This is a genomic window from Pseudomonas sp. NPDC090233 (assembly GCF_044772285.1).
Lineage (GTDB): Bacteria > Pseudomonadota > Gammaproteobacteria > Pseudomonadales > Pseudomonadaceae > Aquipseudomonas.
Map to the genome: position 1 here is coordinate 615,945 of NZ_JBIVYQ010000002.1, position 15,488 is coordinate 631,432.

The 15,488-nt window shown below is 63.8% G+C and carries 13 protein-coding genes; 10 read left to right on the forward strand and 3 right to left on the reverse strand.

All coding sequences use genetic code 11. The features are described from left to right. The first annotated feature begins 296 nt into the window (after positions 1-296). The 8 genes from ACIQUF_RS07300 (at position 297) to ACIQUF_RS07335 (ending at position 10,223) form a co-directional block, all read left to right on the forward strand. Positions 297-2,522, forward strand: a complete 2,226-nt coding sequence (locus ACIQUF_RS07300) for an NADP-dependent isocitrate dehydrogenase (protein ID WP_403129909.1) — start codon at positions 297-299, stop codon at positions 2,520-2,522. A 191-nt stretch (positions 2,523-2,713) separates the two neighbouring features. Continuing rightward, positions 2,714-3,154, forward strand: coding sequence for an NUDIX hydrolase (locus ACIQUF_RS07305; protein ID WP_403129911.1), 441 nt, complete (start codon positions 2,714-2,716; stop codon positions 3,152-3,154). A 59-nt stretch (positions 3,155-3,213) separates the two neighbouring features. After that, positions 3,214-4,338, forward strand: coding sequence for a tRNA 2-thiouridine(34) synthase MnmA (mnmA, locus tag ACIQUF_RS07310; protein ID WP_403129914.1), 1,125 nt, complete (start codon positions 3,214-3,216; stop codon positions 4,336-4,338). Next, on the forward strand, positions 4,335-4,961 hold the full coding sequence (gene hflD, locus ACIQUF_RS07315; RefSeq protein ID WP_403129916.1) for a high frequency lysogenization protein HflD: 627 nt from the start codon (positions 4,335-4,337) through the stop codon (positions 4,959-4,961). The genes mnmA and hflD overlap by 4 nt, the downstream gene beginning before the upstream one ends. A 119-nt stretch (positions 4,962-5,080) precedes the next feature. After that, positions 5,081-6,451, forward strand: a complete 1,371-nt coding sequence (purB, locus tag ACIQUF_RS07320) for an adenylosuccinate lyase (RefSeq protein WP_403129918.1) — start codon at positions 5,081-5,083, stop codon at positions 6,449-6,451. A gap of 81 nt (positions 6,452-6,532) precedes the next feature. After that, positions 6,533-7,699 carry a JmjC domain-containing protein gene (locus ACIQUF_RS07325; RefSeq protein WP_403129920.1) on the forward strand — a complete coding sequence of 389 codons (1,167 nt, stop codon included), beginning with the start codon at positions 6,533-6,535 and terminating at the stop codon, positions 7,697-7,699. Further along, positions 7,692-8,126 (forward strand): GNAT family N-acetyltransferase, encoded by a 435-nt coding sequence (locus tag ACIQUF_RS07330; protein ID WP_403129923.1) that lies wholly within the window; start codon positions 7,692-7,694, stop codon positions 8,124-8,126. The genes ACIQUF_RS07325 and ACIQUF_RS07330 overlap by 8 nt, the downstream gene beginning before the upstream one ends. Positions 8,127-8,276: 150 nt before the next feature. Continuing rightward, complete coding sequence (locus ACIQUF_RS07335; RefSeq protein WP_403129925.1) at positions 8,277-10,223, forward strand: DNA topoisomerase III; 1,947 nt, start codon at positions 8,277-8,279, stop codon at positions 10,221-10,223. Between the two features lie 114 nt (positions 10,224-10,337). Here the strand turns inward: ACIQUF_RS07335 and ACIQUF_RS07340 are convergent, their stop codons facing one another. The 3 genes from ACIQUF_RS07340 to ACIQUF_RS07350 form a co-directional block, all read right to left on the reverse strand. Then, positions 10,338-11,435, reverse strand: a complete 1,098-nt coding sequence (locus ACIQUF_RS07340; RefSeq protein ID WP_403129927.1) for an extracellular solute-binding protein — start codon at positions 11,433-11,435, stop codon at positions 10,338-10,340. Further along, positions 11,435-12,544 (reverse strand): agmatine deiminase, encoded by a 1,110-nt coding sequence (gene aguA, locus ACIQUF_RS07345; RefSeq protein WP_403129929.1) that lies wholly within the window; start codon positions 12,542-12,544, stop codon positions 11,435-11,437. The genes ACIQUF_RS07340 and aguA overlap by 1 nt, the downstream gene beginning before the upstream one ends. A 93-nt stretch (positions 12,545-12,637) precedes the next feature. Continuing rightward, positions 12,638-13,525: a LysR substrate-binding domain-containing protein gene (locus ACIQUF_RS07350; protein ID WP_403129932.1), complete on the reverse strand. Its 888-nt coding sequence runs from the start codon at positions 13,523-13,525 to the stop codon at positions 12,638-12,640. A gap of 123 nt (positions 13,526-13,648) precedes the next feature. On the opposite strand from ACIQUF_RS07350, the gene ACIQUF_RS07355 reads away from it, so the two are divergent. Then, positions 13,649-14,938 carry an NAD(P)/FAD-dependent oxidoreductase gene (locus ACIQUF_RS07355; RefSeq protein WP_403129934.1) on the forward strand — a complete coding sequence of 430 codons (1,290 nt, stop codon included), beginning with the start codon at positions 13,649-13,651 and terminating at the stop codon, positions 14,936-14,938. Beyond that, positions 14,931-15,482: a helix-turn-helix domain-containing protein gene (locus tag ACIQUF_RS07360; RefSeq protein WP_403129936.1), complete on the forward strand. Its 552-nt coding sequence runs from the start codon at positions 14,931-14,933 to the stop codon at positions 15,480-15,482. Before ACIQUF_RS07355 ends, ACIQUF_RS07360 begins: the two co-directional genes overlap by 8 nt. Positions 15,483-15,488 lie beyond the last annotated feature (6 nt).

Here is a 15,488-nt window from a genome sequence, read left to right on the forward strand (position 1 = left end):
CTTATAAATGGCGCCAATGTCACTTGGCCTTGCTGAATAGCCCGAATGGTTTGATATACTGCGCCGCGACCGAAGGGTCATCGGGGCGAAACCCAGGAAAATGCGGCTCGCCCTCGGCCAGCGATGGCCATTAAGCCTGCGCTGTTACCGCAGCCCAGCACTTGACGCTCGACTGATGCATCCACCATCACCGCTCGCAGCCTCTCGACTTTCCGCTCATGGCGTCGCCAGGGCGAAGCGCCTACCCTGCGCACCTCGAGACTCGAGTACGCTCAGCACATAGAGAGTTAACCCGCATGCCCACCCGTTCCAAGATCATCTATACCTTCACCGACGAAGCCCCTGCCCTCGCCACCTATTCGCTGCTGCCGATCGTCGAAGCCTTCACCGCTTCCGCTGACATCGCCGTCGAAACCCGCGATATCTCGCTGGCAGGCCGTATCCTCTCGGCATTCCCGGAGCAACTCGGCGCCGAAAAACAGGTAGCCGATCATCTGGCGGAACTGGGCCAGCTGGCCACCACCCCTGAAGCCAACATCATCAAGCTGCCGAACATCTCGGCCTCGGTCCCGCAATTGAAAGCGGCGATCAAAGAGCTGCAGGGCAAGGGCTACAACATCCCGGACTACGCCGACGAGCCGGCCACCGCCGAAGAAAAAGAATCCCGCGCCCGCTACGACCGCATCAAGGGCAGCGCCGTGAACCCGGTACTGCGCGAAGGCAACTCCGACCGCCGCGCGCCGCTGTCGGTCAAGAACTACGCCCGCAAGCACCCACACAAAATGGGGGCCTGGGCTGCCGACTCCAAGTCGCACGTTGCCCACATGACCAAAGGCGACTTCTACGGCAGCGAAAAGGCAGCACTGATCGAAGCTGACGACAGCCTGCGCATCGAGCTGGTCGGCAAAGACGGCAACACCACCGTCCTGAAAGAAAAGACCGCCGTCAAAGCCGCTGAAATCATCGATTGCGCCACCATGAGCCGCAAGGCCCTGAAAGCCTTCATCGTCGAGCAGATCGCCGATGCCAAGGCCGCTGGCGTGCTGCTGTCGGTGCACCTGAAAGCCACCATGATGAAAGTCTCCGACCCGATCATGTTCGGCGTCATCGTCGAAGCGTTCTACGGCGAAGTACTGGCCAAGCACGCTGCTGCGCTGAGCCAGGTTGGCTTCAACGCCAACAACGGTATCGGCGACCTGTACGCCCGCATCAAGGACCTGCCAGCCGAGCAGCAGGCCGAGATCGAAGCCGACATCCAGGCCCTGTACGCCGAGCGTCCGGCCCTGGCCATGGTCAACTCCGACAAGGGCATCACCAACCTGCACGTGCCGAGCGACGTCATCGTCGACGCCTCGATGCCGGCCATGATCCGTGACTCGGGCAAGATGTGGAACACCGCCGGTGAACTGCAGGACGCCAAGGCGATCATCCCGGACCGCTGCTACGCCGGCATCTACCAGGCGACCATCGAAGACTGCAAGGTCAACGGTGCCTTCGACCCAACCACCATGGGCAGCGTACCGAACGTCGGCCTGATGGCGCAGAAAGCCGAAGAGTACGGTTCCCACGACAAAACCTTCCAGATCCAGGCCGACGGCGTCGTGCGCGTGGTCGATGGCAAGGGCAAGGTCGTGCTGGAGCAGAACGTCGAAGCCGGTGACATCTTCCGCATGTGCCAGACCAAGGACGCGCCGATCCAGGATTGGGTCAAGCTGGCCGTCAACCGCGCCCGCCTGAGCAACACCCCTGCGGTGTTCTGGCTGGACCCGGCCCGCGCCCACGACGGCGTGATGATCGAGAAGGTGCAGGCCTACCTGAAGGACCACGACACCGCTGGCCTGGACATCCGTGTCCTGGCACCGGTCGATGCCATCAAGTTCTCCCTGGCCCGCATCCGCGAAGGCAAGGACACCATCTCGGTGACCGGCAACGTGCTGCGTGACTACCTGACCGACCTGTTCCCGATCATGGAGCTGGGCACCAGCGCCAAGATGCTGTCGATCGTGCCGCTGATGAACGGCGGTGGCCTGTTCGAAACCGGCGCCGGTGGTTCGGCACCGAAGCACGTACAGCAGCTGGTCGAAGAGAACTTCCTGCGTTGGGATTCGCTGGGTGAATTCCTGGCCCTGGCCGCTTCCCTGGAGCACCTGGGCAACACCTACGACAACCCGCGCGCCAAGGTCCTGGCCAACACCCTGGACCAGGCCACCGGCAAGTTCCTCGACACCAACAAGTCGCCCTCGCGCAAAGTCGGTGGTATCGACAACCGCGGCAGCCACTTCTACCTGACCCTGTATTGGGCGCAAGCCCTGGCCGCTCAGACTGACGACGCTGCCCTGCAGGCGCGTTTCGCTCCGCTGGCAAAAACCCTGGCCGAAAACGAAGCGACCATCGTCGCCGAGCTTAACGCCGTCCAGGGCAAGCCGGCCGACATCGGCGGCTACTACGCCCCGGATGCCGAGCTGACCGCCAAAGTGATGCGCCCAAGCCAGACCCTGAACAGCGCCATCGCGGCACTGTAAGGTTCACTTGAAGTAACACCACAAACCCCGGCCACGCACCGGGGTTTGTGCTTTCTGGACAAATGATTTCCAGCGGCGAACGCGAACCCTGTGGGAGCGGGTTTACCCGCGAATGCGATGTTGAATACACCGACGCATTCGCGGGTAAACCCGCTCCCACAGGGTCCGTGCAAGCCCTTAAGGAGCTTTTCATGACCTGGCAACCCCACATTACCGTCGCCACCGTCGTCGAACACGACGGCAAGTTCCTCTTCGTCGAAGAATTCAAAGCCGGCCAGCACGTCTTCAATCAACCCGCCGGCCACCTCGAACCCAACGAAACCCTGCCCCAGGCCGCCCTGCGCGAGACCCTGGAAGAGACCGCCTGGGAAGTCGAGCTGACCGGCGTGGTCGGCATCTACCTCTACACCGCCCCCAGCAATGGCGTGACCTACCAGCGCATCTGCTTCGCCGCCCGCCCGCTGCGCCACCACGCCGACCTGGCCCTGGACAGCGACATCGTCCGCGCCGTCTGGCTGACCCGCGAAGAGCTGCTGGCCGACCCCACCCGCTGGCGCAGCGAACTGGTGCCCCGCTGCCTCGACGACTACCTCGCAGGCCCGCTACATAGCCTCGACCTGCTGCGCGACTGACGCGCCGCCTCGGGTTTGATAGAATCGGCGCTTTTCCCCCTTGATACACATCGGTAGCCATGACCAGCCCAGCACTCAAAGACCCCGCCAAGACCCGCGTCATCGTCGGCATGTCCGGCGGCGTGGACTCCTCCGTCTCCGCCCTTCTGCTCATCGAGCAGGGGTACCAGGTGGAAGGTCTGTTCATGAAAAACTGGGAAGAAGACGACGGCACCGAATACTGCACCGCCCGTGAAGACCTGGCCGACGCCCAGGCTGTGTGCGACCGCATCGGCATCAAGCTGCACACGGCCAACTTCGCCGCCGAATACTGGGACAACGTCTTCGAACACTTCCTCGAAGAGTACAAGGCCGGTCGCACGCCCAACCCGGACATCCTCTGCAACCGCGAGATCAAGTTCAAGGCATTCCTCGACTACGCCCTGTCGCTGGGCGCCGACCTGATTGCCACCGGCCACTATGTGCGCCGCCGTGACACCGGTGAGCTCACCGAACTACTCAAGGGCCTGGACCCGAACAAGGACCAGAGCTACTTCCTGCACGCCGTGGGCGGCAAGGAAATCGCCCGCACGCTGTTCCCGGTCGGCGAGCTGGAGAAGCCCGAAGTGCGTGCCATCGCCGAAAAACACGGCCTGGCCACTGCCAAGAAGAAGGACTCCACCGGTATCTGCTTCATCGGCGAGCGCCGTTTCAGCGACTTCCTCAAGCAGTACCTGCCAGCCCAGCCAGGTGAAATCCAGACCACCGAGGGTGAAGTGATCGGCCGCCACCACGGCTTGATGTACCACACCATTGGCCAGCGCCAGGGCTTGGGCATTGGCGGCCTTAAAGACGCAGGCGACGAGCCGTGGTACGTGCTGCACAAGGACCTCGCGCGCAACGTGCTGGTGGTCGGCCAGGGCAACGAACACCCGTGGCTGTTCTCCCGCGCCCTGCTCGCTTCGGAGATTTTCTGGGTCAACCCGATCGACCTCAGCACCCCGCGCAGGCTCACCGCCAAGGTGCGCTACCGCCAGAGCGACCAGCAATGCACCCTGGAGTTGACCGAGAGCGGCTACCGCGCCGTGTTCGATGAGCCTCAGCGTGCCGTTACACCGGGCCAATCGGTGGTGTTCTACGACGGTGAAGTGTGCCTGGGCGGCGGCGTGATCGAAACCGCCGAGCCGTGGAGCCCACGCGCATGAGCAACCTGCAGGAGCAATTGATTGCCCTGGGCGGCGTGTTCCAGGCTGCCGTGCTGGTCGACCGCATCGCCCGCACCGGCCAGGCCAGCGAAGCCAATATCGGCTGTATGCTCGGCAGCCTGCTGGTGCGTGACCCCAAAGACACCCTGGAGGTGTTCGGCGGCGATGACATCAACCTGCGCGACGGCTACCGTGCACTGGTTGGCGCACTTGAGCGCGACCCCAGCAGCCTGCAGCGCGAGCCGCTGCGCTACGCCCTGTCGATGCTGGGCCTGGAGCGCCAGCTGAACAAACGCGGCGACCTGCTCGACACCATCGGCAACCGCCTGCCGCAAATTCAGTCCCAGGCTGACCATTTCGGCCTGGTTCACGAAAACGTCATCGCTTCCAGTGGAGCCTTGTACCAGGACACCCTGAGCACCCTGCGCCAGCGTATTCAGGTGCATGGCGACATGCGCTTCCTGCAGCAGTCCAGCAACGCGTCGAAAATCCGCGCCCTGCTGCTCGCCGGCATCCGCGCCGCACGCCTGTGGCGACAGTTGGGCGGGCATCGCTGGCAACTGGTGTTCAGCCGGCGCAAGCTGCTCAACGAGCTGTACGACATGATGCGTACCTCGTCCTGATCCTGCAGGAACGCCTCACGCTTTTTATAGGCCCGACCTTTGGTCAGCCACCCGACCTCGGCGCATTTTTCATGTATGATATGCGCCCTTCCAAAAGCCTGACTGTCCGAGAACACCCCATGCAGCTTTCTTCGCTCACTGCGGTTTCCCCTGTAGACGGCCGTTACGCCGGCAAAACCCAGGCCTTGCGCCCCATCTTCAGCGAATTCGGCCTGATCCGTTTCCGCGCCCTGGTCGAAGTACGCTGGCTGCAGCGTCTGGCCGCCCACCCGCAGATTGGCGAAGTGCCGGCGTTCTCCGCCGAAGCCAATGCCCTGCTGGACGGCCTGGCCACCGACTTCAAGCTCGAGCACGCCGAACGCGTCAAGGATATCGAGCGCACCACCAACCACGACGTCAAGGCGATCGAGTACCTGCTCAAGGAGCAGGCTGCCCAACTGCCTGAGCTGGCCAAGGTCAGCGAGTTCATCCACTTCGCCTGCACCAGCGAGGACATCAACAACCTGTCCCACGCGCTGATGCTGCGCGCTGGCCGTGACGACGTGCTGCTGCCGCTGATGCGCCAGATCGCCGAGGCCATCCGTGCCCTGGCCCACGCCCACGCCGATGTGCCGATGCTTTCGCGCACCCACGGTCAGCCGGCTTCGCCGACCACCCTGGGCAAAGAGCTGGCCAACGTCGTGTACCGCCTGGAGCGCCAGATCGCCCAGGTCGCTGCCGTGCCGCTGCTGGGCAAGATCAACGGTGCCGTGGGCAACTACAACGCCCACCTGTCGGCCTATTCGCAGATCGACTGGGAAGAAAACGCCCGCGCCTTCATCGAAGACGAGTTGGGCCTGCAGTTCAACCCGTACACCACCCAAATCGAGCCGCACGACTACATCGCCGAGCTGTTCGACGCCATCGCCCGCTTCAACACCATCCTCATCGACTTCGACCGCGACGTCTGGGGCTACATCTCGCTGGGCTACTTCAAGCAGAAGACCGTTGCCGGCGAAATCGGCTCGTCGACCATGCCGCACAAGGTCAACCCGATCGACTTCGAGAACTCCGAAGGCAACCTGGGTATCGCCAACGCACTGTTCCAGCACCTGGCCAGCAAGCTGCCGATTTCGCGCTGGCAGCGTGACCTGACCGACTCCACCGTGCTGCGCAACCTGGGCGTGGGTTTCGCCCACAGCGTTATCGCCTACGAGGCCAGCCTCAAGGGCATCGGCAAGCTGGAAGTCAACCAAGCCCGCATCGCCGCCGACCTGGACGCCTGCTGGGAAGTCCTCGCCGAGCCGATCCAGACCGTGATGCGCCGCTTCAACATCGAGAACCCCTACGAGAAGCTCAAGGAGCTGACCCGTGGCAAGGGCATCACGCCAGAAGCGCTGCTGACCTTCATCGACGGCCTCGACATGCCCGCCGAAGCCAAGGCCGAACTCAAGCTGCTGACCCCCGCTACCTACATCGGTAACGCGGCAGCACAGGCCAAACGCATCTAAGCTGACCGTCGCGTATAACGCCCGGCCTCGCCGGGCGTTTTTATTCCCGTATCAAAATTACGTTTTTTCAATAGGTTGAACATGAATCCTGATACTCCACTGCAGCTGCTCGGCGGCATCTCGGCCCGCGAATTCATGCGCGACTACTGGCAGAAGAAGCCGCTGCTGGTGCGCCAGGCATTCCCGGACTTCGAAAGCCCGATCGACCCCGACGAGCTGGCCGGCCTGGCCCTGGAAGAGGAAGTCGAGTCGCGTATCGTGCTCGAACACGGCGCCCACCCTTGGGAGCTGCGCCGCGGCCCGTTCAACGAAGACACTTTCGCCGACCTGCCGGAAAAGGACTGGACCCTGCTGGTACAGGCCGTCGACCAGTTCGTGCCGGAAGTCGCCGAACTGCTGGAGCACTTCCGCTTCCTGCCGAGCTGGCGTATCGATGACGTGATGATCAGCTTCGCCACCCCGGGCGGCAGCGTTGGCCCGCACTTCGACAACTACGACGTGTTCCTGCTGCAGGGCCACGGCCAGCGCAACTGGAAGATCGGCCAGATGTGCGACAGCGAGAGCCCGCTGCTGGAGCACGCCGACCTGCGCATCCTCGCTGAATTCGAACAGAGCGGCGAATGGACCCTGGAACCCGGCGACATGCTCTACCTGCCACCGCGCCTGGCTCACTACGGCGTGGCAGTAGACGACTGCCTGACCTACTCGGTCGGCTTCCGCGCACCGAGCGCCGCCGAAGTGCTGACCCACTTCACCGACTTCCTCGGCCAGTTCCTGCCGGACGAAGAGCGCTACAGCGACGCCGATGCCCAACCGGCCAGCGACCCGCACCAGATCCAGCATGACGCCCTCGACCGCCTCAAGGCGCTGATCGACAAGCACACCAACGACAAGGACCTGCTGCTGACCTGGTTCGGCCAGTTCATGACCGAGCCACGCTACCCAGAGCAGGTCGTCGGTGAAGAGCTGGACGAGCAGGAGCTGATCGAGGCCCTTGAAGATGGCGCGATCCTGATCCGTAACCCAAGCGCACGCATGGCCTGGTCGGAGCTGGGCGACGACCTGATGCTGTTCGCCAGCGGCCGCAGCTGCCCGCTGCCGGCCAAGCTGCGGGAGCTGCTGAAGCTGGTGTGCTCCGCCGATGCGTTACATATCGACAACCTTGAGGCGTGGCTGCAGGACGAAGATGGCCTTATGTTGGTACAGCAATTGATCAAACAAGGAAGCTTGGGATTCGCCAATGAATAAGATTCGTGTGCGCCTCGCCGACTGGCACAAGGACAACGCCGATATCCGCCGTATCCGGGAAGCTGTATTTGTCGCCGAACAGCACATTCCACCGGAACTGGAGTTCGACTCGGAAGACCAGGACGCCCTGCATTTCCTGGCGCTGGAAGGTGATTACCCGATCGGTACCGCCCGCCTGCTGGCGGACGGCACCATCGGGCGCATCTCGGTGCTCAAGGACTGGCGCGGGCTGAAAGTAGGCGATGCGCTGATGCATGCGGTGATCGCCGAAGCGCAGAACCGCGACCTGAAGCAGCAGATGCTCAGCGCCCAAGTGCACGCCACGCCGTTTTACGAGCGTTTGGGTTTCCGGGTAGTCAGCGAGGAATTCCTCGAAGCCGGCATCCCGCATGTGGACATGGTGCGCGATTCACGCGAGATCGCCTGATCCACAGTTGTCTTCACCGGCCGCCTAGAGGCCGGTGAAGACAATACACCTCCACTGACAAAAACCTGTACATCCATCCAGATAAAACTTGCCTCCGCGCCCGCGCTTGCGCATCCTAGTGCCCATCACCACGATGAAGCGTATCCGGCCATGCGCCTGTTCCTCTGCGAAAAACCCTCCCAGGCAAAAGACATTGCCAAGGTCCTTGGCGCTACCCGCAAGGCCGACGGCTGCTGGCAAGGCACCGACGTCTGCGTGACCTGGTGCATCGGCCACCTGCTCGAAACCGCCCCACCTGACAGCTACGACGAGCGCTACAAACGCTGGAATCTCGCCGACCTGCCCATCATTCCAGAAAAGTGGAAAATGCTGGTCAAGCCCAAGACCGCCAGTCAGTTCAAGGCCGTCAAACGCCTGCTCGGCGAAGCGCGTGAGCTTGTGATCGCCACCGACGCCGACCGCGAAGGCGAAATGATCGCCCGCGAGCTGGTCGAACACTGTCGCTACCGTGGCCCGATTCAACGCCTGTGGCTATCGGCCCTGGACGACGCGTCCATTCGCAAGGCCCTGGCGCGACTGCTGCCCGGCCAGGAAACCTTCAACCTCTACCACTCGGCACTGGGCCGCTCGCGCGCCGACTGGCTGATCGGCATGAACATGAGCCGGTTGTTCACCCTGCTCGGCAGGCAATCCGGTTACCAGGGCGTGCTGCCCGTGGGCCGGGTGCAAACCCCGACCCTGCGGCTGGTGGTCGACCGCGACCGCAGCATCGCCGATTTCGTGCCCGTACCGTTCTGGGCCATCGACGTGCAGCTGGAGCATGCTGGCCAGGCTTTCAACGCCCAATGGCGCGCGCCGGAAGACACCTGCGACGACCAGGGCCGCTGCCTCAACCAAGCCCTGGCACAACAGGCCGCCGCCGCTATGGGTAACGCCGGCACAGCGAGGGTGCTCAAAGTTGCCACCGAGCGTGTGCGCGAGGCAGCCCCGCTGCCCTTCGACCTTGGCACCCTGCAAGAACTTTGCTCGAAAAAATTCGGCCTCGGCGCTCAGGAAACCCTCGACATCGCCCAGGCCTTGTACGAAACCCACAAACTGATCACTTACCCGCGCAGTGACTGCGGCTACCTGCCCGTCAGCCAGCACAGTGAAGCACCCGCAATCCTCAACGCCCTGCAACGCGCCGACGCCAGCCTGGCGCCGCTGCAGGCACACCTTGAGCACCAGCGCCGCTCGCGGGCGTGGAATGACGCCAAGGTCAGTGCTCACCACGGCATCATCCCCACGGCCGCCGCCAGCGACCCGTCACGCCTGCCGGCCAAGCACAAGGCGGTCTACACTCTGATCCGCGCTCGATACCTGGCGCAGTTCCTGCCCAACCACGAATACGATCGCACCCAGGCCGAATTCGACTGCGCAGGCCACGCCCTGCGCGCCGTCGGCAAACAGATCGTCGAGCCAGGCTGGCGCCGCGCGCTGCCCGAAGCATTGACACCGGCCAAGGGCCGCGAGGCAGCCCCGGCACAGGTACTGCCGGTTTTGCGCGAAGGCCAGGACTGCAACGTCCAGGGTCTTCAACTGAAAGACCTGTGGACCCAGCCACCCAAGCCGTTCACTGAAGGCGACCTGATCAAGGCCATGAAGAACGTCGCCAAGCTGGTAGACGATCCGCGGCTCAAGCAGAAACTCAAGGAAACCACCGGCATCGGCACCGAGGCGACCCGCGCCAGCATCATCCAGGGCCTGCTGGACCGAGGTTACCTGACCAAGAATGGCAAGGCCCTGGCCGCCACTGCGGCCGCCTTCAGCCTGATCGACGCCGTGCCCCGCGCCATCGCCGACCCTGGGACCACGGCCATTTGGGAGCAGGCGTTAGACATGGTGCAGAGTGGCGAGATGAGCCTGGAAGAATTCGTCGCCCGGCAATCGGCGTGGATGGGCAAGCTGGTGGAGCGCTGCAGCGGCATGCGCATGACCATCAGCGGGCCACCGGTGGGCAAGGCGGCGCCGTGGAAGAAGAAAGGCCGGAGCAAGGGCAAGGCGACTGCAGGCAAGCCAAGGCAACCTCGGCGCAAGGCACCTGCAACGTCCAGCTGAATGGTTGGCAGTGATGGCCTCTTCGCGGATGAATCCGCGCCTACAGGTTCTGCGTTATCTGTAGGAGCGGATTCATCCGCGAAGAGGCCAGTTCCAGCACCCCATCACTCAAGCCTAGGTACCACTTTTCAACCGACTGAACGCCCGCGTCAGCTCCCGGTTAAACGCCTTGCCATTGTCATTCTTGCCATATAGCCGCGCCCTCACTTGCGCCGGCGGGTACGTCCCCGGCGCGTTGCGAATACTCGCCTCCACCAACCCATCCGCTGCCGTGATCGCATTGGCGTAATGAATGGTATCGGAGATCGGCGCGATCACCTCCGGCCGCATCAGGTAGTCCAGCAGCTTCCAGGCCGCCTGCGGATGCGGCGCATCCTTGGGCACCACCAGCGCGTCCAGCCAGATCAGCGTGCCTTCCTCGGGAATGCTGTAATCCAGCTCGAACGACTTACCCGCCTGCTGCGCCTGCCCCTGGGCAATTGCCACATTGCCGTTCCACGACATCGCCACGCAGGTTTCGCCATTGGCCAGATCGTTGATGTTGCGGTCATTGTCGAAGTAGCGGATGTACGGGCGGATCTTGCGCAGCTGTACTTCAGCCGCCTTCAGGTCCTCGATGCGTTGCTGGTTGATGTCCAGGCCCATGTAGCGCATCACGGCGGCGAACACCTCGTTGGGGTCGTTGAGCAGGCTCACTCCGCAATCGGCAAATTTCGCCACCACCTGCGGGTCGAACAGCATCGCCCAGCTGCCCACCGGCGCCCCGGCCATGCGCGCCGTCACCGCCTGCTGCTGGTAGCCCACGCCTGTCGTGCCCCAGGCGTAAGTCCCGGCGTAGCGGTTGCCGGGGTCGAACATCGCCATGTGCTGGCGAAACTCTTCGCCAACGCCCGCCAGGTGCGGTAACTGCGCCTTGTCCAGCGGCTGCAGCGCGCCGCTGGCGATGGCCCGGCTCAGGTGCTGGCCGGCACTGAGCACCACGTCATAGCCACTGCCACCGGTCAGCAGTTTGGTTTCGGCGGTTTCCAGCGAGTCGAAGTGGTCGGCGACTACACGGATGCCGGTTTCCTTCTCGAAATTGCTCAGGGTGTCCGGGGCGAGGTACTCGCCCCAGATGTACAGGTTGACGGTCGGCTGCTGTGCGTCGGCTGCCAGGGCCACCGACGTGGCGCAGCCCAAGACGGCTGCTGCCGCCAGCATCGGATAGTTCATCAGCGACGGCCTCCGGCGTATTGCGGCATGGTGATGCAGGCGACGTTGCCGCCCCCCAGCAGGATCTCACGGGAATTGTCGATGCCGATGATGCGGTGCTCGGGAAACAGCTCGGCCAGGGTCGCCTGGGCGATGCTGTCGTTGCGATCTCCGAACAGCGGCACGACGATCGCCGAGTTGCCGGCGTAGTAATTGATGTAGGAAGCGCAGATGCGAGTTCCGGCCTCGCGCAGATGCGTGCCCTCGACCTGATCGAGCCCTGCAGCCTCCTCGGCGGTCCATTGCAAGACCTCGGGCTGGGGCAGCTTGTGCACCTTGAGTTCACGGCCGCGCGCGTCGCGGGTGCTGCGCAGGATGTCGTAGGCCTCCTGGTAGATCTCCCATTGCGGGTCGTCGCGGTTGTCGGTCCATTGCAGCACCACCTCACCTGGGCGTACGAAGCACGCCAGATCGTCAACGTGGCCATCGGTTTCGTCGAACTTGCAGCCGCGGGGCAGCCAGATCACCTGGTCGGCGCCGAGGTAGTCCTGCAGCCTGCTGGTCACTTCGTGCTTGCCCAGGTGGGCATTGCGATTGCGGTTGAGCAGGCACTGCTCTGTGGTCAGCAAGCTGCCCTGGCCGTCGCTCTGGATGCCTCCCAGTTCGGCAATCAGCGGTGCACGGTAGCGGTCCAGGTTTTCGATTTCGAGGATTTTCTGGGCAATCTGGTCGTCCTTGTCCCACGGGTAATAGAGGCCGCCATCCAAGCCACCGTAAGCATTGAATTCAAAGTCCACACCGCGCACCTCACCGCTGCTGTCGTTGACCACGAAGCAGGCGCCGCTGTCGCGGAACCAGGTGTCGTTGCAGGTCATTTCCACCACTCGCACCTGTGGCGGTAGCAGGCGCCGGGCGTTGGCATACTGCGCAGCCGACGCGCAGACGGTGACCGGCTCGCTGGAGGCGATCGCAGTGGCAATCTCGACCCAGACCTTCTGCGCAGGCTTGGCGCCATTGCGCCACACATCAGGCCGCTCGGGCCAGCCGAGCCAGCAGCCGGCCTTGCGCTCGAATTCGCCAGGCAGGCGGAAACCATCGGCCTTGGGAGTGGTGGTGAGCGAACGTGCCATGGGTCAACCTCGTGTCAGTGAGTGATGACTGCACGCTACGCCGGCCCGCTTCAGGCATCCAACGATGAAAACTCAGCGATAGTTGAATTCATTTCAGCTATCGCCCAGCTGTTCGATGAACCATTCGATGAATTGTGCGACCGCAACTCGCTCCAGTCGCAACCGTTCGCACACCAGCGCGTACTGCCCCTGAGCGGTCACGCTGGCATTGAAGGGCCGTACCAGCCTGCCACTCTGCAAATCGGCCTGGCAGGTCAGGTTGTCGCCCATGGCGACCCCTTGCCCGAGCAGCGCCGCCTCCAGCGCCAATGCCGCGTGCGGAAAATACAGCTGCCGGGTAGGCAAGGCATCGTCGGCGTGGGTGGCCAGCCAGCTGGTCCAGGTCCGGCCATCCTGGTCGTCATGCAGTAGGCAATGGCGCACCAGGTCGCGGGGGCGCTTGAGGCCGCCCTGGTTGAACAGGCCTGGGCTGCACACTGGGAAGAATTGCAGCAGCGGCAAGGGGCGGACGAAGTGGGTACTGGCGTCGAGGCTACTGGTGCCGTAGGTGACGGCCAGGTCCACATCCAGCGCTGGCGAGCCAGCATCGATGGGCTGCTCGTGCAGGTGCAGGGTGATGTGCGGGTAACGGCTGCTGAAGTCGGCGAGCCTTGCCACCAGCCATTTCTGCGCCAGTTCCGCCGTCACTGCAACCCGCAGGACCGCTTGCGAAGCCGGGTCGCGCAGTTCGTCACAGGCCTTGCCGATCAATTCGAAGGCTTGTTGCAGGTGATGCAGCAGGCGTTCGGCCTCGGCACTGGGGCGCACCTGGCGGCCTACCCGTTCGAACAGGCTGACCCCCAGCTGTTCCTCCAACTGGCGGATCTGGTGGCTCACGGCGCTGTCGGTGACACACAGCTCGGCGGCGGCGCGCCCGAAGTGGCCGTGGCGTGCCGCACACTCGAACGTGCGCAGGGCGGTCAGGGACGGCAGGCGGCGCATAAGCGGTTCCATTGAAAGATGACGTCTGCCGATCATATCGCCAACCGCCAGCAACTGGCGCGATGAAAATTACCTGCTAGATTTTCATGAAAATAAGCACAATAAATTTCACGAGGATCCGGCATGTTCAAGCAATCCGCCCAGCACGTCGCCACTTACTACGCTCAGACCTACCCGACGAGCATTCCCCTGCGCCCTACTCTGCAAGGCCGGCTCGACACCGAGGTACTGATCATCGGTGCAGGCTTCAGCGGTCTGCACACCGCCCTGCGCCTGGCCCTGGCCGGCAAGCGCGTGACCCTGCTGGAAGCCAGCCGGGTGGCCTGGGCCGCTTCCGGGCGCAATGGCGGACAGGCACTGCTGGGCTGGTCCTGCGACATGCCGCCCATGGAAAAGGCGTTGGGCGTGGAGCGAACTCGGCGCCTGTGGGAGAGCATGTGCTGGGCCGCCGATGAAATGCGTGAGCTGCCAGAGCGTCATGGCTTCGACATCGACTATCGGGTCGGCAGCCTGTGGACATCGGTTTTGCCGCGTCGGGTGAAGCTGCTGCAGGAAGCGTTGCAAGACGCCGAGCAGAAGTGGAGCTATGACGCCTTGCGCCTGATCGGCCGGGACGAGCTGCCACAATGGATCGACAGCCCGCGCTACCAGGCCGCACTGTACGACGCCAGGGGCGCACACCTTAACCCGCTGAAGCTGGCCCAGGGCGTGGCCACCACCCTTGAAGCCGCTGGCGGGCAGATTTTCGAGCAGAGCCAGGTTCTTGATTACCAACAGACCACCAACGGCTACGTCGCCCGCACTGCGCAGGGCGAAGTGCACTGTGACGTGCTGGTACTGGCCTGCAACGCCTACATCGACCGCCTCGACCGCACCCTGTCACGCCGCTTGCTGCCGGTCGGCTCGTACCAGGTGGCCACCGCGCCCCTCGAAGCGGATGTCGCCCGCTCGCTGCTGCCGCGCAACAGTTGCGTGATCGACAACCAGTTCGTGCCCGACTATTTCCGCCTCACCCCGGACCACCGCCTGCTGTTCGGCGGTGGATGCACCTACCTGGGCGGCATTCCCAAGGATGTCGCCAGCGCCACCCGCCCCTACCTGGAGCGGGTATTCCCGCAACTGACCGGTGTGGCCATCGACTATGCCTGGGGCGGGCACATCGACTGCAGCATTCAGCGCACCCCGGACATCGGCCGCGAGGGCCAGCGCTATTGGCTGCAGGGTTTCTCAGGCCATGGCGTGCTGCCGACCCTGGCCGGCGCTCGGGCGGTGAGCGATGCGATCCTCGGCGACGACGACCTGCTGGCGTTGTACCAGGGCATCGACAATGGCCACTTCCCCGGCGGCGATCTGCTGGCCGCCCCGTTGGAGGCTGCTGCCAAGGCCTGGTACAGGATGCGCGATCATGTCTGAAGACGCTCAAGGCCTGGCTCAGTTGATCCGCGACCTGCGCAAGCACCGGGGGCTGACGCTCGGCGAGCTGGCGACACAGGTCAAGCGTTCGCTGGGCTTTCTGTCCCAGGTCGAACGTGGCCTGTCGCAACCCACCGTGGCCGACCTGACCGCCATCAGCGAAGCGCTGCACGTCCCTACCACCTTTTTCTACCAGGCCAGCCAGCCGCGCGAACTGGACTGGGTCACCCGCCCAGGCGAACGGCGCACGATCTACTACGCCGAAGGCATCAGCGACGTGCTGGTGTCGCCCACGCTCAACGGCAGCTTCGCCATGCTCGAAAGCCACCTGGCGCCCGGTGCCAGCAGCGGCGAGGGGCACCTGAACGACAGCTCCGAGCAAGGTGGTTTCGTGCTGGAGGGCGAGCTGACGGTTTGGCTGGCGGGCCGCGAAGACGCGGTGACGCTCGGCCCCAACGACAGCTTTCAGCTGCCCCCGCACAGCCAGTTCCGTTACGCCAATCTGACCGACCAGACGACCCGCGTCCTCTGGGTATTCCGATGAGAGCAC